The 20,815-nt window shown below is 39.8% G+C and carries 18 protein-coding genes; 10 read left to right on the top strand and 8 right to left on the bottom strand.

What is annotated here, in order from left to right:
• The first annotated feature begins 192 nt into the window (after positions 1-192).
• Positions 193-396 carry a hypothetical protein gene (locus ACO1XM_RS11300; RefSeq protein ID WP_486228935.1) on the top strand — a complete coding sequence of 68 codons (204 nt, stop codon included), beginning with the start codon at positions 193-195 and terminating at the stop codon, positions 394-396.
• Between the two features lie 45 nt (positions 397-441).
• On the opposite strand, the gene ACO1XM_RS11295 is transcribed toward ACO1XM_RS11300, so the two are convergent.
• From ACO1XM_RS11295 to ACO1XM_RS11285, 3 genes are read right to left on the bottom strand one after another with little or no spacing between them, the layout of a single operon-like run.
• A complete protein-coding gene (locus tag ACO1XM_RS11295; RefSeq protein WP_486228933.1) occupies positions 442-1,608 on the bottom strand; it encodes an AIR synthase related protein in 1,167 nt (388 codons plus the stop codon).
• Between the two features lie 36 nt (positions 1,609-1,644).
• Positions 1,645-2,184 carry an RNA methyltransferase gene (locus tag ACO1XM_RS11290; RefSeq protein WP_486228931.1) on the bottom strand — a complete coding sequence of 180 codons (540 nt, stop codon included), beginning with the start codon at positions 2,182-2,184 and terminating at the stop codon, positions 1,645-1,647.
• On the bottom strand, positions 2,171-3,577 hold the full coding sequence (locus ACO1XM_RS11285) for a hypothetical protein (protein ID WP_486228929.1): 1,407 nt from the start codon (positions 3,575-3,577) through the stop codon (positions 2,171-2,173). The genes ACO1XM_RS11290 and ACO1XM_RS11285 overlap by 14 nt, the downstream gene beginning before the upstream one ends.
• Positions 3,578-3,690: 113 nt before the next feature.
• On the opposite strand from ACO1XM_RS11285, the gene rbfA reads away from it, so the two are divergent.
• From rbfA to ACO1XM_RS11265, 4 genes are all read left to right on the top strand, one after another.
• The gene (gene rbfA / locus ACO1XM_RS11280) at positions 3,691-4,053 is read left to right on the top strand and encodes a 30S ribosome-binding factor RbfA (protein WP_486228927.1); all 363 of its coding nucleotides are present in this window, start codon (positions 3,691-3,693) and stop codon (positions 4,051-4,053) included.
• Between the two features lie 42 nt (positions 4,054-4,095).
• Positions 4,096-5,319 carry an ABC transporter permease gene (locus ACO1XM_RS11275; RefSeq protein ID WP_486228925.1) on the top strand — a complete coding sequence of 408 codons (1,224 nt, stop codon included), beginning with the start codon at positions 4,096-4,098 and terminating at the stop codon, positions 5,317-5,319.
• A 177-nt stretch (positions 5,320-5,496) separates the two neighbouring features.
• Positions 5,497-8,442, top strand: coding sequence for a DEAD/DEAH box helicase (locus ACO1XM_RS11270; RefSeq protein ID WP_486228923.1), 2,946 nt, complete (start codon positions 5,497-5,499; stop codon positions 8,440-8,442).
• 72 nt (positions 8,443-8,514) lie between these two features.
• Positions 8,515-8,904, top strand: coding sequence for a DoxX family protein (locus ACO1XM_RS11265; protein ID WP_486228921.1), 390 nt, complete (start codon positions 8,515-8,517; stop codon positions 8,902-8,904).
• 7 nt (positions 8,905-8,911) lie between these two features.
• Here the strand turns inward: ACO1XM_RS11265 and ACO1XM_RS11260 are convergent, their stop codons facing one another.
• Positions 8,912-9,781, bottom strand: coding sequence for a lysophospholipid acyltransferase family protein (locus ACO1XM_RS11260; RefSeq protein WP_486228919.1), 870 nt, complete (start codon positions 9,779-9,781; stop codon positions 8,912-8,914).
• Between the two features lie 92 nt (positions 9,782-9,873).
• Between ACO1XM_RS11260 and ACO1XM_RS11255 the strand changes: the two genes are divergently transcribed.
• Positions 9,874-10,680: an SDR family oxidoreductase gene (locus tag ACO1XM_RS11255; protein WP_486228917.1), complete on the top strand. Its 807-nt coding sequence runs from the start codon at positions 9,874-9,876 to the stop codon at positions 10,678-10,680.
• 8 nt (positions 10,681-10,688) lie between these two features.
• Here ACO1XM_RS11255 and ACO1XM_RS11250 read toward each other — a convergent pair whose 3' ends face one another.
• Both ACO1XM_RS11250 and ACO1XM_RS11245 read right to left on the bottom strand, forming a co-directional pair.
• Positions 10,689-12,593 carry a DUF3857 domain-containing protein gene (locus ACO1XM_RS11250; protein WP_486228915.1) on the bottom strand — a complete coding sequence of 635 codons (1,905 nt, stop codon included), beginning with the start codon at positions 12,591-12,593 and terminating at the stop codon, positions 10,689-10,691.
• A 3-nt stretch (positions 12,594-12,596) separates the two neighbouring features.
• Complete coding sequence (locus ACO1XM_RS11245; protein ID WP_486228913.1) at positions 12,597-14,624, bottom strand: transglutaminase domain-containing protein; 2,028 nt, start codon at positions 14,622-14,624, stop codon at positions 12,597-12,599.
• A gap of 73 nt (positions 14,625-14,697) precedes the next feature.
• On the opposite strand from ACO1XM_RS11245, the gene radA reads away from it, so the two are divergent.
• Together radA and ACO1XM_RS11235 are read left to right on the top strand one after the other, a co-directional pair.
• The gene (gene radA, locus ACO1XM_RS11240; RefSeq protein WP_486228911.1) at positions 14,698-16,077 is read left to right on the top strand and encodes a DNA repair protein RadA; all 1,380 of its coding nucleotides are present in this window, start codon (positions 14,698-14,700) and stop codon (positions 16,075-16,077) included.
• 18 nt (positions 16,078-16,095) lie between these two features.
• Positions 16,096-16,692: a DUF2179 domain-containing protein gene (locus ACO1XM_RS11235; protein ID WP_486228909.1), complete on the top strand. Its 597-nt coding sequence runs from the start codon at positions 16,096-16,098 to the stop codon at positions 16,690-16,692.
• Position 16,693: 1 nt separating this feature from the next.
• On the opposite strand, the gene ACO1XM_RS11230 is transcribed toward ACO1XM_RS11235, so the two are convergent.
• The gene (locus ACO1XM_RS11230) at positions 16,694-16,996 is read right to left on the bottom strand and encodes a DUF4286 family protein (protein ID WP_486228907.1); all 303 of its coding nucleotides are present in this window, start codon (positions 16,994-16,996) and stop codon (positions 16,694-16,696) included.
• A gap of 28 nt (positions 16,997-17,024) precedes the next feature.
• Entirely contained in the window at positions 17,025-18,638 is a 1,614-nt protein-coding gene (locus tag ACO1XM_RS11225) for a Na/Pi symporter (protein ID WP_486228905.1), read from the bottom strand.
• 172 nt (positions 18,639-18,810) lie between these two features.
• Between ACO1XM_RS11225 and metK the strand changes: the two genes are divergently transcribed.
• On the top strand, positions 18,811-20,064 hold the full coding sequence (gene metK, locus ACO1XM_RS11220) for a methionine adenosyltransferase (protein ID WP_486228903.1): 1,254 nt from the start codon (positions 18,811-18,813) through the stop codon (positions 20,062-20,064).
• 103 nt (positions 20,065-20,167) lie between these two features.
• Positions 20,168-20,815 (top strand): hypothetical protein, encoded by a 648-nt coding sequence (locus ACO1XM_RS11215; RefSeq protein WP_486228901.1) that lies wholly within the window; start codon positions 20,168-20,170, stop codon positions 20,813-20,815.

Genomic DNA, 20,815 nt, shown 5'->3' with positions numbered 1-20,815 from the left:
GTCAAAATAGCTGTGAACCCTACCTGCTGCCGATTGGGCCGGTGCAGTAGGGAACAGCAAATAATATTCTCTTAATAATTATCCCCTCCTTGTTAATGCAACATTAGCTAAATGTGCGTTTTCTGTTAAGAATGGCACTTTAGGAACATTTGTAGCGGTATTTCGTTTAACTTAATGTCAACCACTACAATTATGACAAACACAAATCAACGAAACCAGATTTTGGAGACGCTTGAGGAGTTGGATCAGCAGCAGACTGAAAAAGTACTCGCATTTATGCAGAGCTTCCTTCGTCAAGATCCTCACAAAATTCAGTACAAGCGATTCAAAAGAGAGGCCATGCGCGAAATCCGTCAGGCACTAACGCAAGACAGGATTATGAATAGCAGAGGCTAGCTTTTGGTTGCAGGGCGTTATAAGTATTTCGCCTGGCTTACAAATTCAATATTCAAACGAGCCGAATTCGCTCGTTAAGGTTACTTTACTCTTTTCTGCAGCTTCAACGCTGCCAATTATTTGGGCCTGTACTCCAAAACCGTTTGAAATATCAATTACTTGCTGAGCATATTTCTCTGGCAGATACATCTCCAGGCGATGTCCCATGTTAAATACCTTGTACATCTCTTTCCAATCAGTTTTGCTCTGTGATTGAATCATTTTAAAAAGTGGAGGCACAGGTAATAAGTTGTTCTTGATTATGTGAAGCTTATCTACGAAGTGTAAGACTTTGGTTTGTGCCCCGCCACTGCAGTGAACCATACCATGAATTACACCTCTTAACTCTTGCAAAGCCTTAACAACAATGGGTGCATAAGTGCGCGTTGGCGCCAGCACAAGCTTACCCGCATTTGCAGGTACACCCTCTACTTTATCGGTAAGTTGGTATTGACCTGCATACACTAAGTCGCTGGGCACAGCACTGTCATATGACTCAGGGTATTGCTGTGCATACTTTTTGTTGAACACATCATGTCGTGCAGAGGTTAAGCCATTGCTACCCATGCCACCGTTGTACTCGCTTTCATAAGTTGCCTGTCCGTAGGATGCGAACCCCACAATTACATCGCCAGGTTGAATATTGGCATTGTCAATTACATCGCTTCGCTTCATGCGCGCAATTACTGTACTATCAACAATAATGGTTCGCACCAAATCTCCCAGGTCAGCAGTCTCACCACCTGTACTCACAATGTTTAGTCCGTATGAACGTAGCATTTCTAGAACTTCCTCGGTACCATTTATGATGGCTGCGATTACTTCACCCGGGATCAGGTTTTTATTTCTGCCGATGGTGGAGGATAGAAGCATATTACCTGTGGCTCCCACGCACAGGAGGTCATCAATATTCATGACGATAGCATCTTGCGCTATGCCTTTCCAAACAGACAAATCTCCGGTTTCTTTCCAATATAAATAAGCCAGTGAAGATTTAGTACCGGCACCATCCGCATGCATAATTGAGCAATAAGCAGGATCACCAGTTAAATGATCTTCTGTGATTTTGCAAAAAGCCTTTGGGAACAAACCTTTATCCAGTTTGCTTATGGCTTTGTGCACATCTTCTTTGCTGGCGGAAACACCGCGTTGGTTGTAACGATCGGAAGTCACTTTCTTATATTTGAACTACAAAGTTGATTATTTTTTTTACAATGCCAGCTGTCTGTAAAAATGCCATAAAATGATACCTGCACAAACAGACACATTAAGTGAATGCTTCGAGCCGCTTTGTGGAATCTCCAATGCAATACTTGCTATTTTCAGCACTTCATCACTCACTCCTTCAACCTCATTTCCAAAAATTAAGCAGTACTTTTTTTTGGTATCGGGCATGAACTTTTCTAATGATTGACTCCCTGTAGTTTGCTCTACGACCACAGTTTCGTACCCGTCTTCTTTTAATTGTGCGATAAGCTGACTAACGCTTTCATGATACGACCAGGGCACAGATTCTGTGGCGCCCAAGGCAGATTTGTGAATTTCACGGTGAGGCGGAGTACCTGTTATACCGGTTAAATAAAGATGAGCAACAGCAAAAGCATCTGAAGTACGAAAGAGCGAACCAACATTGTGCAGACTGCGAACATTGTCCAGCACAACAACCAGACCAGGCTGTGTAAACGTTTTATATTCCAGTGCAGATACACGGCCGAGCTCTTCCATGCTCAACTTTCTAATCGGCTCCATTTATTTTTTTAATATAATAAACACTTCCTTTTTTTTCATACTGTTTTTCCAATTCAGGTAATTGACTGAAAAAAGCTGACAGCATATTACTCGGATCGATAATCACTTCGGGGCTTTCCAATGCAAACTGTTTTTTTACAGTAAGAATATTCTCATAGTAGTCGGGCTCCTCAAATACTTTTTTATAAAGAGCCCACTCGCTAAAACCAGTAGCCAGATGGTTTTTTGCATAAGGGGTATAATCCGGACCAATAATTAAAACGCGTTTGTCTTTTACAGAAAGCGTACTATCCTGTACGATCAGCGCTGAGTAACTGACACCGGCAAAAAAATTATTGCGAACAAAATATGAACACAGTAGTATACCTATTGTAAAAATCCATAAGTGAATTTCAGCAAAACGTTTGCGATGAATTGACAATAAAAAATGCGTGAGCAAGAAACTTAATGGAGGAAACAAGGGCAGTAAACTCTGCGGACGCAAAGATCTGGTAAAAAATAAATGCACAACACCTGCAATGAGCCAAAGAAACATGGCTTGCAATAATTGTGACTGATAATTGGTAAGCCTGCTTGCTCTGTTTAAGGTAAAAAATGAAATAACAAAATAGGCCAGTGGAACACTACTTAAGATTAACAATGCTTTAGTAGTTAGAAAAGTACGCTCATCGGCAATTAAATTTGCTTTGTAAAAATAGGTGAGCAAAAAATCATGCTGATTTACCAGATAATAATAGCTAAGCAATAGGGCATGTGGCAGTAGGAAACCGAGGAGAAATAAAAATTGTCTTCGAAGCGAAGAACGTGTGAAAAACGCAAGAATAAGGATGGCAGCAAAAAAGAAAATGACATAAGAAAAAACAGACAAGGATGCCAGGCTTAAGTAAACACCTGACTTTACAAGAGAGCTGTCGTTTGGTTCACGAAATTCAATTTCCCTGAAAATACTATTGATAGCAAGCAGTAAAAAACCTGAAGCCAGCAGTGTTCCTGTAATGGAAATAACATCAAAGGATATGCAGCACAAAAGGCAGAACAACACGGATGGAATATAGGTTGTTTCAGTGTAGGCTTTACGGTTTATAAACACCAGACCAATGTAAGCAGCCTGGAAGAAAAGAATCAAAAAAGCCAGACTGTGTCGCAAGGTAATATGCTGGCCGCTGATCCAGTTGAAAACCCCATAAAGCCATTGTGTTAAGAGTGGCGTAGAATCGATCAGTGCGGAGTAGGGCCTGAAACCCTGATTAATTTTCTCGCCAACAATGAAACTATTAAGTTCCTGCCAGGTAAGGCCGGGACTATACAGAAATACAGGCAAAGAAATAATAAAGAATAAGATGAGTAAGCCCAGAAGCCTGTAAGGATCATTTATGCGAAAGAAGCTAAGCAAGTCGTTAAATTTTGCTCGAAAATACTCAAATGTTATCAGCGTTGGAGGTGTAAATACAAAAAACCATCGCTTATTAATCGAATAACCTGTGCATTGCTGTAACTTGCAGCCTTATGACGGGGAGTACCAGACAACAGAAAGTAGCCAAACTCATTCAAAAGGAAATGAGTGATATTTTTCAGCGCGATCGGAGAGGTCTTTTGGATAATGCTTTTTTGAGTATTGCGGAGGTCAGGGTAAGCCCCGATCTGAGTGTGGCCAAACTTTATATCAGTATGATGCTTGTAAAAGACAAGCAGGCCTTGTTAGCTAAAATTAACGATCATAAAAAGGAGTTTCGGGGCTTGCTGGGTAATAAGGTGGGCAAGCAACTGCGTATTGTGCCTGAGATTGTTTTTTATTTAGATGAAGTGGAGGAAAATGCACAAAGGCTGGATGATATCATCAATAACCTTAACATTCCACCAACAGAGTAAAAAGAATCTCAAATCATATTCCACCCATCGCCTAATTAGATTTTGAATCTCCCCTTTTTCATAGCAAAGCGATACCTCTTCTCTAAAAGAAAGAAGAACTTTATTAATATTATTTCGTGGTTGTCGGTAGTTGTAGTGGCTTTCATTACGGCAGCATTGGTTATCGTTCTGTCTGTTTTTAATGGGCTAGGCGATTTACTACGAACGCTCAATAATTCTTTCGATCCACAAATAAAAATTGAAGCTGTTGAGGGTAAAACCTTTGTTATGACTGACAGCCTCATGCAAAAAATCAAGCGTGTGGCAGGTGTGGAAATAGTAACAGAGGTGATGGAGGATTATGCATACCTGCGTTACAGAGATGCTAACCAAATTGTGACGCTCAAGGGCGTGAGTGAAAATTTTATTGATCAAAAGCGTATCAATAATTCTATTGTAGCAGGTAAACTGGCACTTATTGAGAACAACGTAGACTATGCACTTATTGGAAGAGGTGTTGAGTACAATCTTTCTATTGTTGTGAATGACCCTTTATTCCCTTTGCAATTGTACTATATTAAAAATGCAAAACTGACAGGACTCGATCCATCGAAGCTTTACAACAAACGCAATATAATACCGGGCGCTGTTTTTTCTATTGTTCAGAATTTTGATGACAACTACGTTATTGTTCCCCTTCGTTTTGCTCAGGATCTGATGGACAGTGGTAATAAACGCACTTCTTTGGAGATAAAAACAAAAACTGAAGCCAGCCAACAGCAGGTTCAGGAGGCATTGAAACAAATTTTGGGTCAACGTTTTTCAGTGCTTAATCACGAAGAGCAACACCAGGATCTGTACAGGCTTCTTAACATGGAAAAGTTGTTCACTTTTCTTGCCTTCACGCTGCTGCTAGGAATTGGTGCTATTAATATTTTCTTTAGTCTTATGATGTTGGCACTCGACAAGAAAAAAGATATTTCTGTTTTGATGGCCATGGGTGCAGATGGCAATCTGATTAGAAAGATATTTGTGAGCGAGGGCGTTTTCATTGCCGCGCTGGGCACCTCATTTGGTCTTTTATTAGGCGCAATATTAATATGGGCACAAATGCATTTTGGCTTTGTCTCCATGGGTATGGAAAGCGCCATCACTGAGGGCTATCCGATTAAACCTGTATTATCCGACTTTTTACTAACCCTGGGGGTTGTGGCCATCATCACTATTTTGATTTCACTCCGACCCGCGCACCTTGCTGCACGTGCCGCTGCCATTGAACACCTGTAAGTTTGATGTACCTTCCCGCGCGAAATTTTACAAATTGACTTAAATACTTTTAGTATCTTTCAGGTTCCCGTAGCTATGGAAAGCTCTTTTTCGGGCGTTTTTAATACTTTTTTGAATGTTCTGGGTTTTAAGAGCGAACGCAACAATCGCTCATGCCTCGACAGATTTTAGACTATTATGAAAGTTTCTGCTGCACAGCCTTTCCAAATTGTGTACTCGGTTTTTCAGCACGAGTATCTTGGCTATGTGTTTGAGTCATATATTGTTCACCTGGATGAGCGTGGAAAACTAACCTACCAGCATCAAAATATCTCGCACAAAAATGCCCGTGAGTTTACCAAAGGGCTTGATGACCGCGATTTCAAATTGATTGAGCTCATGGATGCCATGCAGCAGGATGTTATCGTAAAAAAGTACTCTGCCAAGCAAATGAAGCCTGAAGAGTTTTTTGCTAAAACTTTTGATAAAGTGAAAGGCAACGAACTCATTCAGGAGCAGATTGAGGACTACATGGAGAAAAGGCGAGCACAGGTGCTCGAGCTGCTGAAGGGGAAAATGGTTTTTGAAATGGGTAACGATGGTGAACCCACCTGGCGTAAACTTGAAGTGCTGGAAAAGCGTGCAAATGTTCAGTTTCATTTCATGCGCACCCCGGAGAACACTCAGTATTTTCCTACCATTTCTTATGAAGGCAAAAAAGTGGATCTTCCAAATGCCACGGCCTTCTTGGTATGCAAACATCCGGCATGGCTGGTATTAAATGGCAAACTGTATGGTTTTGAAAAAGGAGTAGATGGAAAAAAACTGATTCCTTTTTTAACAAAGAAATCAGTGACCATTCCAAAAAATCTTGAAGAAACCTATTACAACCGTTTTGTTGCGCCACTTATTGCATCATTTGATGAAATTGAAGCACAGGGTTTTGATATACAAAAGCATGATCATGACCCACATCCGGTACTGACGCTTTCTGAACTACATACCGCTCAATCAACACAGGCCGCCACACTTTTTGATTCGAATCCTGCCACCCAAGAGGACAGGACAGATGAAAGTGGTAAACTTGTATTTGACCTTTCCTTCAAATATGGAAAGTATCGTTTCCGTGGTGATGCCAGTGGCTCTGTCAATGTTACCGTAGAGAAACAAGAGGAACAATATATTTTTCATAGGGTAACACGCAAGCCCGATCTAGAAAAGAAATTCTTACAGACGCTGCAAAAACTCGGACTTCCCTTTAAAGATTTCAGAGTAGCTGTACCAAAAGCAGAAGCATTTTCATGGTTAAACGAAAACAGAGTTAATCTTTTAAACCTGGGGTTCGAGGTTAGCCAGCCAGAAAGTCGTGACAAAAAATATTTTGTAGGCAAAGCGCTTATTGAGGTAGAGGTTAAAGAGAATATCGACTGGTTTGATATTCACGCAAAAATTCGTTTCGGTGATTTTGATATCCCTTTCAAGGAATTGAGAAAGCTGATCATGCGAAAAAAGGTTGAGTTCAAATTACCCAATGGTGAAATCGCCATCATACCTGAGGCCTGGTTGACAAAGTACTCTGATCTTTTCGCACTTAGTGAAACAGAAGGCAAAAATGAAAAACCTGTTTTGCGTAAACATCACCTGGCACTGGTAAAGGAACTTGAAGAAGGCAACCTGGCTAAAGTGCACATCAGTGAACGCCTGCGTAGCCTAAGCTCATTTACAGGTATTAAGAATTATGATTTGCCTAAAGGCTTTGGTGGTGAATTAAGACCGTATCAGAAGGCAGGCTATAACTGGCTTAGATTTTTAAATGAATATCGGCTGGGCGGTGTGTTAGCCGATGACATGGGTCTCGGTAAAACAGTACAAACCCTCACTTTGCTTCAATCCGAAAAAGAAGCAAATCATGGTACATCTTTGTTGGTTATGCCCACCTCGTTGGTCTACAACTGGGAGATGGAGGCGAAGAAGTTTACCCCTGAGCTACGAATTTTAACCTACACTGGTACACAACGCAATAAAGATGTTAAGCGATTTGATCAATATGATCTAATACTTACCTCATATGGTATTACGCGCCTGGATGTGGAGTTGTTTAAAAATTTCTATTTCAACTACATCATCCTTGACGAATCGCAGGTAATTAAAAACCCGACTTCAAATATTGCACAAGCCGTACGAGAATTAAAATCACGACAAAAGCTTGCCTTAACAGGTACACCACTGGAAAATACAACCCTGGATTTGTGGTCGCAAATGACTTTTATCAATCCGGGTTTGCTTGGGCCACAAACCTATTTTAAGAATGAGTTTTTAAATCCTATTGAAAAGAAAGGTGATGAAGTTCGATCCAAACGATTACACACCATTATTAAGCCATTCATGCTGCGCAGACATAAATCGCAGGTAGCCACAGAACTTCCTGAAAAAGTTGAAAATGTGCAGTATGTGGAGATGAGTGCGGCTCAGCAAGAAAAGTATGAGGAGGCAAAAGCATTTTACAGAAGCAAGATTCTTGATCAGATTGATAAAGAAGGTATAGGCAGTAGTAGGTTTATGATTTTAGAAGGTCTGACTAAACTTCGTCAGTTGGCCAATCACCCTAAAATGATAGACCCTAATTACACAGGTGATTCAGGGAAATTTGAAGACATCATGCATATGCTGGCCAATGCATTGGCTGAAGATCATAAAGTGCTTGTGTTTAGTCAATATGTTAAACACCTTGAGTTAGTCAGACAGTATCTGAAAGAGCAGAAAATTGATTTCGCCTATTTAGATGGTAGCAGTAGTGATCGTAAAGAACAGGTTGAACGTTTCAATAAAGATCCGAAACTAAAGCTGTTTTTGATTTCGATAAAGGCAGGTGGTCTTGGTCTCAATTTAACAGAAGCTGACTATGTATTTATACTTGACCCATGGTGGAACCCGGCAGTAGAAGCGCAAGCAGTAGACAGAGCACATAGAATTGGTCAAAAGAAAAAAGTGTTTACCTATAAGTTTATTACACGTGATACGGTAGAAGAAAAAATATTACAACTTCAGCAGCGTAAATTAAAACTCACCACCGATCTGATTACAACGGAAGAAAGTATTATGAAGCAACTCACCCGCGAGGACATTGCTCAAATGCTGACCTAATTTTATTTTATGCCGAGCATTGGGGTATTTACCCTACATTACTTTTAGCGATCTTTCCTAAAATCCTTATTTATGAAAGCCCTGCTGAGCCCTGCTAATTCCCTATTAGTTTTGCGCATGATGATCTCCATATGCATGTTGGCACATGGTACACAACGTCTGTATTTTAATACGGTGAATGGTTTTGGTGATTTCCTGAATGCAAAAGGATTTCTGATAGGCGTACCCATAGCCTGGGGCATCACATTATTTGAGTTAATTGCAGGCCTGGCCCTTCTGTTAAACTATTTTACAAAATGGATTTCGCTTGTATGGGCAATACAATTGCTGATGGGCATAATACTGGTGCATGCCCAAAACGGTTGGTTTGTAGTAGGGCCGTCAACTGGTGGTGTAGAATATAGTTTACTGCTGATTGTATCTCTGCTTGTGTTGCATGCCCATGCAAACAAGAATATATAGTAAAATTTTATTCACTGGCTTGAGGGGCCTCATCCAGATGCCTTTTCTTCCAACGGTTATGCGACCAAAGCCAACCCTCTGGCTGCTGGTAAATAGATTGTTCTACCGCTTTTGAGTAATTATCAATTACAAACGTATCCATTTTAGTGTATGGCGGTTCACCCACTAAGGCTAGTCGGCACGTATAAAAACCTCTTTTAACCTTTTCGACAATGGCGTACAAAACAGGGGCTTGCATTAAGGTGGCCATTTGCTGACTGCCATAAAAAAAAACAGTATCCTGTCCTAAAAAAGTAGTTTGATGACGTTTATCATTTCCGTGGCCAGGATATTGATCTGCAACCACAGCGATGCCTCTTACAATTGACTTACGCTTAATTAACTCACGGGCGAGTTCATTTCTTTTAACCGCATAAGCACCAAATCGTGAGCGTGCCTTTAAAATAAAAGAATCAAAAAAGGAATTTTTAACAGGCTGATAGACAAAATCCACGGGTGCTGGTAATGAAATGCTGCCGGCCACCAGCAGCCACTCCCAATTAAAGGTGTGCGATGATAACAACACAACGGACTGACCATTGGAAGTATATTTTTCCATTAATTCCGGATTAATATACCTGATACGCTTTTGGAGCTCTTCTTTTGTAATGCCTATTAATTTGATGGTTTCTACAGCATAATCGCACAGGTTTTTATAAAACTTCCTTTCAACATTCAGAAGTTCTTGCTCACTTAGCTGTGGAAGCGATTTTCTGATATTTTGCCTGACCAGCTTCTTTCGGTAACCCACAATCCTATAACTTACGAAGAATAGGAAGTCGGAAAACAGGTACAGCACTGAAAAAGGTAAACGAGAAAGTAATTTCAACAGCCACATGGCAACAAATCTTTACGAAGCAAGTTAAGCAAGTATTAGTATTTTTGGGTAAACTCAGAACAGACGTCAAAAGGATTACCCGGATTTAGCGTATGAAAAATAAGGTTGTAATTATAACTGGTGCCACTTCCGGAATAGGAAAAGCCCTTGCTTTTGAGTTTGGTAAAAAAGGATCATTGTTGGCGATAACCGGCCGTAGAGGGGAAGAGTTACAAGCGATAGCTGACGAATTAATAAAAAATGGGGTTGAAGTACTGCCCCTTCAAGGCGATGTAAGCCAGGAGGCAGAAGCTAAGCGGATAGCAGATGAAACCATCAAGCGTTTTGGTAAAATTGATGTGCTCGTTAACAATGCCGGAATTTCGATGCGAGCTCTGTTTGAAAATGTACAACTCGATGTATTTAAAAAGGTAATAGACATTAATTTTTTTGGCACGGTCTATTGTACCAAATACGCATTACCCCATATCCTGCAATCAAAGGGGTCTATTGTGGGAATATCTTCGATAAACGGTAAAAGAGCGACACCTGCACGTACAGCTTATTCAGCCTCCAAGTATGCAATGGAGGGCTTCCTGGAAGCGCTTCGCATGGAGGTAATGAAAAGGGGTGTTCATGTGTTATCGGTATGCCCGGGCTTTACCACATCAAATATTCGCAATGTTGCACTAACAGCCGATGGTCACCCACAAGGCGAATCGCCAAGGGACGAAAGTAAAATGATGTCAGCTGAAGAAACAGCCGAGCATATTTATTATGCTATCCTTAAACGCAAGCGCGATTTAGTTTTGACTACACAAGGGAAACTGGCTGTCTGGTTGACAAAACTTTTTCCTTCACTAATGGATAAAATCACCTATTACTTTATGGCCCGGGAGGACGACTCCCCATTTAAATAGTGTATTGCTCATGTCTTACTGAGCAATACAATTTTAATATTATCGGCTTTGTTAAGATTCTTGTAAAAATCAGTGAGCTCCTGATAGGCAGAGGCCGGGTATTCACCTTCTCTCATTTTAAGCTTTCGGATATAAAGCAAGCCATCTTTATCCATCTGAAAGCTCGACTCATATTCACCAAAGCGAGACTGATGTTTCTGACCTTCAGGTAAGAATTCAGGATATACATTGTCTGGAAGTTTATACCTGACAGTATCTATGTCGATAAACCCTGTAGATAAAACGATAATGGTTTTCCTTTCTTTTAGTTTTTCAGGAATGTAGGTAGACCGATTCATTAAGTTAGGGTTAAAAAATAAACGCTTCCCAGACACAGACGCAAATCGATTCAGGTTAAGATTTAATGAAACGCCAATTTCAGGCTTTTCTTCGTTAATCATACTTAGCTTAAAATTCAATATATCAAATGCGGGTATTGATGTATTATTTTGTATCCATTTCTTTTGATCATCTGCTGATTTGTTTACAAAATTATCAAGTCCGTCATTTTCAATCTGAAGGCCTGTATAACTAGTTTGAACTTTCGCCTGCGCATTACCATTAGCATCAAGCGTTACCTCTGCAGATCTTATTTGCTGATTAACATTCCCTGTATAGGTAGGAGTTTTAATAAGGATGGTGCCATTTTCAGTCACCATCATGGCAGTACGATTGCCTGTAAAATTGCCTAAATAACCAAAGGGGTTTTGTTGATTAGTACATTCAAGCCAGACTGTATCTTTTGCCAGCGGCACCGTTACAATCACATGATTGAAATAGCTTTTAGGGAAATCTTCCAGCACCGTAGGTGGATTTAATCCTCCATAAATTACTGTATAGTAACCTTTAATATCAACAGCTTTTAATAAAGAGATCATGTAGTTCGACAATGCTTTACAGTCCCCATAACTTAACTTATCTACCGTAATAGCCTCAAAGGGTTGCCAACCACCAATACCCAACTGGATACTGACATACCTGGTTTTGTTTTGAAGATACTTGTAAAGAATTTTTACTTTTTCTCTGTCATCTTTTGCATCCTTTGTCAGCTGCTTAACTTTTTCAATGGTTTCAGGCAGAATAGCATCTCTTCCTTTGTTAAGAGCAAGTTGCCACTTACCAAAATTATTCCAACTATCCATTGTACCTGCATAGCCATCGTATTCAAAAGCTACGGGGGCAACAAGTATTCTTGGAATATATTTCTCAACGTTTGGTGACATTGCCTCAAATTTTTGAGGAATTAAATTTTCAAAAGTCCATAGCAATGATTCATTACCATTTACGATCCGTTTGGTAGGGTCACCCACAAGAGTGCCTTTATACCTTGGCTTAAGGGAAGTAGGGTAAATTAATTGATATGATTTTTTCTGAATGCTCACTTCATCGTCATCAAACAAATAGAAAGATGGAATGAAAAGTAAATAACTAAGATCAAGCTCATACTCAAACTCAACTGTATAAGGATAACTCGCCTGACGCAAGTCAATATACTTTTCACGATTGTCTTCGTACAAGCTAAAACCTGAAATCGAACTTTGGTCGATAAAATCAGAGGCCTTCACTTTTTTGATTATGTTGCCGTTAGCATCGTAAACATTTGCTCTAATAGATTTTATTTTAGTAAGCTTATCATATTCAACAGATAACAGAGCGTTTGATCTGCCTGTACTTTTTAAAATAGTAACAACAGAACGGTACAATATATTAGAGTGTGACTTGTCTACAATGGTAAAGACATTACTCTCTTCACGAACCACAGCATACATACCATTTTTTAAACTGTCGGGTATATCGCTGACAGGAAATTTATTTTCAGCAGCTAACAGACTAACCGATAATGAAAGAATACAAATTGTTAATGAAAATTTCATTTGTTATTTCTTTTTTAATACTACCTGTTCAGCCTGTTTGGCAACAAGCTGATTATAAAACTCTCTCAACGAGGCGTATTCTTCCTGATTGAATACACTTTTATTAATTTGAAGATTATTTATGAGGTTAATCGTATTCCCCATCTGACTAAAACTGTAGGTAAATCGTCCTGCTCCACCAGGTAAAGCCATAGCTTTTGGCTGAGGAGCTTCATCCACCACATAACCCTCAGGAATGGTTAATTTTAGTACAAACATTTGATCAAACGATAAACCAAAGTCTACCGGATATTTGCGATCTTCAGCCTTAAAAGGATTTTCCTTAATCTTATTAAAGAAGACAGGATTAAAGTAAATGGTGTTAGGGGCAACATTACCTCTGTCTGTTGCAACAAAATCATGTATTTCTTTAAATGAATTACTCAGATCTTTTGCATTATTAAACTCACTTTTAGTCACCTCTAATTGATGATTATCTGAAAGATCTTTTATGTACACAGTTTCATCTTTAGCCAGGTATTGTTTTCTGTCGCGTGCTGCAAAATAACCTGTTCTTTCAAGGCTTAACTTTCCTTCGAGCACAGCCTCTTCCGTTAGCTTACCCTCAACGTTATAAATCAGCCTTGAGCGAACAGGCGCTGATAATGCCACCCAACTATGGCCAGCCTTGGCAACAACAAAGCCTTTCCCATTCAAACAACGCTCAGGCAACATCCCAAAGGGGAGTAATTTCTCGGTAGCATCAAGCAAATATTGTTTGTCGCCTATCTTTGCAAGAATAATAGAGTAATTGAATTGCGAAGACACGGGAGTCATCTCACGAATGAATCCATTATTTCTTGTGCTGATCAGGACAGGATAAACCTCTACACCAATTTTTTCCAGCATAGAGCCCATCAACAAATTTAGTTCAGCAGAGCTACCCTTTTTTTCATCAAAAATTTTTCGAAGAGGGGTTTCAGTAAATTTTCGGGAGGAACCATCCCAAATAAAATTATTACGAACAAAAGCGTGTATGGCAGAAGCCTTCTCCTCAGGGCTGCTAAAACCTGTTATTATTTCTTCTGCTGGTTTCTTTAAAAAACCATTGCCTTTAATTTCTCCACCAAAATCAGAACTCTCTACATAACTATTGTTAATATCTGTCCAGTTTCCCATGATTTGATTAATAGGTCTGTCGGGAAATTTTGTATAGGATAGCTCAAAATTAATTTTTGAAATATAGTCTTTATATGAAGTAATATAAGCCTCCTCTTTAAAAGCAGGGGCATTTTCAATGACCCATCGATGTGTATTCAGCGTATAGTCTATTTTATCAGTGCTAAAACTACTTTGTGTCTGTCTTACACCCATACCTCCATCACTACGATTATTTGTGGTAATAATAATACTTTGCGTGGAGGAGGATTGCTCATTTATTTTAACTGGTAAATATCCCTGTATATACTTTTCGTAATAATAATACTCAGGAATGTTAGCCCGGTATTCGCTAAACATTACAGGAATTGTTGATTGAAATTCCCAATCTTGAAAATTAAAGAGAAAGTCAGACACTACGCGATAACTAATTTCGATAACCGAACCCTCTTTTACATTGGGCATCGTAAACTTTACAAGGTTAAGATTGACAGATTGCTTTTCTTTAAACTGAGCATCATTTTTTAACTTAGATTCGACCACTTTTCCACCCTCAAGGTTGTATGTTACACCCTTAAGACTAGTTAGTTTTTCATCATTATCACCACTGCGATACAGGGGAATTGAGAAATCTCCCTGATCCAGACCATCTTTAGTAAAGATCTTCACTCGTTTTATCCTTTCAAAAATCAGTTGAAAGCCCTCCTCTTTATTGTACTCAATGGTTGATGTGCCAAAATCCGTCAAGACCACCGCAGCCGCTGAGGAGTCTTTATCATAGACTTTCAATTGAATTTGATCCATGGGTACATCACCAAATTTGATTGGGGCTTTTTGAGCGTAAGCAATGCCTTCTGCAATAATGGAAATTGCTACAACGAGAATTAAACGCATAGGTAAAATTAAATTTATTGGGTTTAGATTTGTCAAATATAGTATTATCAAGTAACATCTTATCAGAACACTGATGGCAAAAGTCAAAACCCTTTTTTTCTGTCAAAATTGTGGTCATGAATCACCCAAATGGTTGGGTAAGTGCCCTGCATGCAATCAGTGGAATACTTTTGTTGAGGAGGTTGTTAAGAAAGAAGAAAGTAAAAATGAGTGGCGACAGGAAGGAGGCCGCGAGCGCATTGCAAAGCCAAAGACTTTACATGAAATAACCTCAGCCAGCGAGGTTCGTATCATCAGTCCAGATGCTGAGTTGAACCGTGTTTTAGGGGGAGGCATTGTTCCCGGCTCGCTCATGCTTATCGGTGGCGAACCAGGTATTGGCAAATCAACTTTAATGCTTCAGGTAGCGCTTTCATTAAAAAAGATAAAGGTTTTGTATGTAACAGGCGAGGAGAGCGATCAGCAGGTTAAAATGAGGGCAGAACGAATTCTGCCTAAAGAAAAAGTCAGTGATAACTTTTACATTCTTACCGAAACCAACACAAAAAATATTTTCCTGGCCATTGAGCAGGTAGAGCCTCAGTTGGTTATCGTAGACTCTATCCAAACACTCCACTCAACCATGCTTGATTCAGCCGCGGGCAGTATTGCTCAGGTAAGGCAATGCGCTGGAGAGTTGATGAAATTTGCCAAAGAAACAAACACCCCTGTTTTTTTAGTAGGGCACATTACCAAAGATGGTATGTTGGCGGGGCCCAAGGTGCTTGAACATATGGTGGATACAGTGCTGCAATTTGAAGGCGATAGACATTTGGCTTATAGGATTCTACGCACCACTAAAAATCGCTTTGGTTCAACCTCAGAGATAGGTATTTATGAAATGTTAGGCTCCGGTTTGCGCGAAGTAAGTAATCCATCGGAAATACTGATCTCACAAAAAGATGGTCAGCATACGGGGGCCACGATAGGCGCTACCATTGAGGGCAACAGACCACTGCTTATAGAGATACAATCACTTGTAAGTCCGGCCTCTTACGGCACGCCACAACGTACGCCTAATGGTTTTGATCATAAGCGTTTAAACATGTTGCTGGCAGTACTTGAGAAAAGATGTGGCTTCAGGGTAGGAACACAGGATGTGTTTGTGAATATGGCCGGGGGTATTACTGTTGAAGACCCAGCAATCGATTTGGCTTTATGTGTTTCTTTAATTTCCTCTATGGAAGAGATATCCGTTTCGGATAAAGTATGCTTTGCCGCAGAAATTGGCTTAGGGGGTGAGTTGCGCGCTGTCAATAGAGTTGATCAACGCATCTCAGAGGCAGAAAAACTGGGCTTTGAAGAAATTTATATCTCCAAGTATAGTAAGAAGTCACTTGATCTGAGCAAAACAAAAATTGTCGTTAAATCTTTTGGTAAACTAACAGAGGTGTTTCAGGAATTGTTTGGATAATCAAAAAAGTTGAAAACTATGGTTGAATCACTGGGTATCTCCGAAGAAATTTTTGCTTACGTTATACTGCCACTATTGATTTTTCTGGCACGTATCATAGATGTATCCATTAACACGATCCGTATCATATATGTGCTAGGTGGAAGAAGAATGATCGCAACCTTGTTAGGTTTTGTAGAATCTTTTGTATGGCTGATGGCCATTCGCCAGATATTTCAGCATCTGGATAACTGGGCCTCGTACATAGCTTATCCGGCAGGTTTTGCCATGGGTATTTTTGTAGGGATGATGATCGAAGAAAGAATTGCTTATGGTAAAGTAATCATCAGGATAATAACCAGAAAAGAAATAGACCAACTAAAAGAATACCTGACAAAACAAAATCACCGCTTCACAATACTAAAAGCACTCGGCCCTGATGGAGATGAAAGTGTAATATTTACTGTATTAGAAAGAGAACGCCTGGAGGAGCTTACATCCAAATTAAAGGAAATTCTTCCCACAGCTTTCTACACTGTTGAAAAAGTTAACAGGGCATCAGAGAGCGGAGCTGTTGTGCAGGAGACTACTCGTTGGAGTATCGCCAGTTGGTTAAAGGGTGTCAGGCGAGAATGATTTAAACCTCTTCTAATAAAGTTCTAAAGGCTACTTGTTTTCCCTCAAAACGCTTACTCACCTCTTCTCTCAAAGCGGGCGCAAATTTCTCCAGGTATTGCTCCACATGGCCAATAGTCTCAGCAAAATACTGAATAGAGTAAGAAACAGTATCTTCTTCACTTTGATGCAGTATTTTATAAATTTTGGCTTGTATAAACATACCGGTATTCAGTACATCTAATATATGTTCTGTCTTCATCCAATGCAGCCATTCCTGTGCTACACTTTTATCTACACCAACTGTTACATTATATAAAAACATTTCTACGCTGTTTTTTAGTTATACCATTTTAATCTTTTTCAACGCGCAAGATTCTTCGGGTTTCGATCAAGCCTGCTGAGTCATAATTTATCTGTTTAATAATAATGGGCAATTCAGGACTTATGTAAACATCACTCACTTTTCTTAGTGCATTATCATAATAAGTACGCCTGAAATGATACAGTTGAGAAAGAGATAAATCTGATGTTAAGTTATAATTTGTGAGTATGCTGTCTACACACACTTTGTACTTACCTGTTTGATCTTCGCCATCCCAGCAGAAACCTTGTTTACTAAACATATACACTTGGTCGTTTACAAAAAACACATTATCACGATAGTAGATATGCTGAATTTTATTGGACGCATTTAGGCTTGAATCGCTATTATCAGCAAATTCAATCCATTGACCATTACGTGTATTACTGTTAACGCGTGATACTAGTTTGTAAGTAGTCTTCCCTCCATTCTTTTCATTCAGCACTTCATAAGTTACAGTAGTATTTTCAATGCTGTTTTTGTTTAGGTAAATCAAAGAGAAAGGAATAAAGAAGAAGGCAGAAAGTAGATAAACAAAACCAACCAGCCTGTATTTGAGGGTAAGCTTTCCAAGGAAGGAGGCTAAATTGAGAGGTATTTTACGAAGTATTGGGATTGGAAAAAAAATAAGCACACCCAAAAAATTGAATAAAAAATGAGCTATTGCTATTGTTATTGCACTTGAGTTATTAGCGTAAAGTATGGCAGCAATAAATGCCGTGATGGTAGTTCCGATGTTGGCACCGAGAATGAATGGTGCTGCGGCCTTTAATTTAATCACTTGTTTGGCCACTAATGGCACAACCAATGAAGTAGTAATGGTACTTGATCGAATTGCTGCCGTGGTAACAAGTCCCCAAGCAAAGGACTTCACCGGTTTTTCAAAAAAGAAGGTGCCCAGCTTTTCAGGTGATTGAACCAATAAAAGATTGGATATCAATTTTCTAAAAAGCAAGATTGAGCCAAAGAGCAAAACAAAGGCAATAATGACAAGGATAACACCGCTGGGGATAACATTGACTAACCAGTTTACAGAATCACCAAAACCCCAACCGAAATGGTGATCATTTGTTGTTGTTACATCTGCAGCTGGTGTGAATAGCGCAGCGCTTATTCTGGTTGATAAAGACGATAAAAAACCATAGTAATACTCTAGAGGGAATAGGATAATAACTGTTAGAATATTAAAAAAATCATGGTACGTACCAGCAGCCACAGCACGTTTAAATTCTTTCTTCTTATTGATAAAGCCAAGTGAAATAATGGTGCTGGTAATTGTGGTTCCAATGTTTGCACCCATAATAAGTGGAACGGCACTTTCCAGGGTTATGGAGCCAGAGGCAACAAAAGCCACCACCAAGGATGTAGTGGTAGAGCTACTCTGAATCATAGCGGTAATCAGCAGACCAATAAACAAGCCTGTAAACGGATTAGCGGTGGCAAGCAAAATGGTTTCAGCAACCCCTCCTCCAAGCTCCTGCAAGGAAGTCACCATCAGATCTATAGCAAAAAAGAAAAGCAAGAGGGCGCCAATGATAGAAATTGCGGTTTTAATGGTTAACCACACGTGTTTTTGAGCACCCTTTGTTGAAACCTCCGTCAATGGCAGTATAATTAAGTAGTCAAGTAACTAAGGTATGCCTGATTATAAAAGGGAAAGGAAAAAGAAATTATTGTTAACAGGATACCCGTATCAGGTGGCGGATAAAAACAAAACCCTACATCTTTAATAGGAATTATTATCTTTGCCCGCTGAAATTAACATAATAATAACTATGCCATACCTCTTCACCTCCGAATCGGTTTCTGAAGGTCACCCTGATAAAGTGGCTGATCAAATTTCCGATGCACTTATTGACTCATTTCTTGCTTATGATCCTAACTCTAAAGTGGCCTGCGAAACACTGGTAACCACCGGTCAGGTTGTTTTAGCGGGGGAGGTCAAATCACAAGCTTATTTAGATGTGCAGGACATTGCACGTGACGTAATCAAGAAAATCGGGTACACCAAAAGCGAATACATGTTTGAGGCAAATTCATGTGGTGTTTTTTCAGCTATCCACGAGCAATCTCCCGACATTAATCAGGGTGTAGAGCGCAAAAAGAAAGAAGATCAGGGGGCTGGTGACCAAGGTATGATGTTTGGTTATGCTACTACTGAGACTGATAACTTTATGCCACTTCCTTTAGAGTTGGCTCATTTGTTATTACGCGAATTAGCAGCCATTCGTAAAGAGGGCAAGACAATGACTTATTTACGTCCGGATGCAAAGTCGCAAGTAACTATCGAGTACAGCGATGATAACAAACCTCAGCGTATTGATACAATTGTTATTTCTACACAGCACGATGATTTTGCAAAAGACAATATAATGTTGGCTAAGATCAAGGATGATGTAATCAACATTCTTGTGCCTCGCATTATGAAGAAATTGCCTAAGCGTATTCAAAAGCTATTCGCAGGCGATATAACCTATCACGTTAACCCTACTGGTAAATTCGTGATTGGTGGTCCTCATGGTGATACTGGCTTAACTGGCCGTAAAATTATCGTAGATACATATGGTGGAAAAGGAGCACACGGTGGAGGTGCATTCTCAGGAAAAGACCCTTCAAAAGTGGACCGTTCAGCTGCTTATGCCACACGCCATATTGCTAAAAACCTGGTAGCTGCCGGTGTAGCGGAAGAAGTATTGGTGCAGGTTGCTTATGCCATTGGTGTAGCTAAACCTGTAGGCCTTTACGTAAATACCTATGGTACAGCCAAGGTTAAAATGACCGATGGGGAGATTGCCAAGAAAGTAGAAAAGCTATTTGACATGCGTCCATATTTCATTGAAGACCGTTTCAAGCTGCGTACACCCATCTATTCTGAAACTGCAGCATATGGCCACATGGGTCGCGAGCACAAAGTGGTAGAAAAGATTTTTAATAAGGGTAAACAGAACGAGAAAAAGATAAAAGTTGAGTTATTCCCTTGGGAAAAGCTCGATTACGTAGATGCTGTTAAAAAGGCGTTTAAAATATAAAAGCAAAAAGGGGCGAAAGCCCCTTTTTTGTGCTTATATAAAAAAGTTAATGCATGCATAGGGGTATTTCTATTTTGGCCTGTCATAGTGCCAAAAGCAAGAAATGAAAAAACACATTACAACATTAGTGGCGGTAGCCATTTTACTGGGCACGAGCTATAGCGCGTATGCTCAATCTGAATCCCCCAACGAAGTCAGAACCATCTTTAAAAACACCAAAGGCTCAGGTGGCTATGTTGCTTTAAGCAACAAGTTAACCAGCATACACGGTAGCTTTGCTAACATGCCTGAGATTTATGGAGGCTGGTTTATCGGTAAAAAGTTTTTAGTGGGTGTCGGTGGAGGATCCACAACCAATTACATACCGGTAGATATTAATGAAAGCGCAAACCCGAGTCAGCGAATGAGTTATTTGTATAGCCAGTTTGGTATGGTAAACGAATTGGTAATCGCTTCAAACAGTCCGATTCACCCTGTACTTCACGTGTTTAATGGTGCAGGCTTCACCTTGCAATACCACAGGCCGCGTTGGGAAGATCTTGACAACTCACAGTATCGTGAAGACATAGAAGATATAAGGTGGTATTACATCTGCGAACCTGCCATACAAGTTGAATTAAATCTATTGAAATGGTTACGCATTTCGCCAGGCATTTCATACCGTTTTGCCTTCGATAATGAAAAGCGTTCATTAGATGATCAGGTGAGCGGACCTAGCGTAAGCCTAGGTATGAAGTTTGGAAAGTTTTGA

The organism is Chryseotalea sp. (assembly GCF_057350905.1).
This window is presented reverse-complemented; position numbering and strand designations above follow the sequence as displayed.

What these genes read in the sequence shown, in the direction of transcription:
- ACO1XM_RS11230 (WP_486228907.1), bottom strand. Translation starts at nt 16,996, where the DNA reads ATGTTTTTATATAATGTAACAGTTGGTGTAGATAAAAGTGTAGCACAG.
- rbfA (WP_486228927.1), top strand. Translation starts at nt 3,691, where the DNA reads ATGACGGGGAGTACCAGACAACAGAAAGTAGCCAAACTCATTCAAAAG.
- ACO1XM_RS11245 (WP_486228913.1), bottom strand. Translation starts at nt 14,624, where the DNA reads ATGCGTTTAATTCTCGTTGTAGCAATTTCCATTATTGCAGAAGGCATT.
- ACO1XM_RS11260 (WP_486228919.1), bottom strand. Translation starts at nt 9,781, where the DNA reads ATGTGGCTGTTGAAATTACTTTCTCGTTTACCTTTTTCAGTGCTGTAC.
- ACO1XM_RS11270 (WP_486228923.1), top strand. Translation starts at nt 5,497, where the DNA reads ATGAAAGTTTCTGCTGCACAGCCTTTCCAAATTGTGTACTCGGTTTTT.
- radA (WP_486228911.1), top strand. Translation starts at nt 14,698, where the DNA reads ATGGCAAAAGTCAAAACCCTTTTTTTCTGTCAAAATTGTGGTCATGAA.
- ACO1XM_RS11235 (WP_486228909.1), top strand. Translation starts at nt 16,096, where the DNA reads ATGGTTGAATCACTGGGTATCTCCGAAGAAATTTTTGCTTACGTTATA.
- ACO1XM_RS11300 (WP_486228935.1), top strand. Translation starts at nt 193, where the DNA reads ATGACAAACACAAATCAACGAAACCAGATTTTGGAGACGCTTGAGGAG.
- ACO1XM_RS11215 (WP_486228901.1), top strand. Translation starts at nt 20,168, where the DNA reads ATGAAAAAACACATTACAACATTAGTGGCGGTAGCCATTTTACTGGGC.
- metK (WP_486228903.1), top strand. Translation starts at nt 18,811, where the DNA reads ATGCCATACCTCTTCACCTCCGAATCGGTTTCTGAAGGTCACCCTGAT.
- ACO1XM_RS11265 (WP_486228921.1), top strand. Translation starts at nt 8,515, where the DNA reads ATGAAAGCCCTGCTGAGCCCTGCTAATTCCCTATTAGTTTTGCGCATG.
- ACO1XM_RS11255 (WP_486228917.1), top strand. Translation starts at nt 9,874, where the DNA reads ATGAAAAATAAGGTTGTAATTATAACTGGTGCCACTTCCGGAATAGGA.
- ACO1XM_RS11250 (WP_486228915.1), bottom strand. Translation starts at nt 12,593, where the DNA reads ATGAAATTTTCATTAACAATTTGTATTCTTTCATTATCGGTTAGTCTG.
- ACO1XM_RS11290 (WP_486228931.1), bottom strand. Translation starts at nt 2,184, where the DNA reads ATGGAGCCGATTAGAAAGTTGAGCATGGAAGAGCTCGGCCGTGTATCT.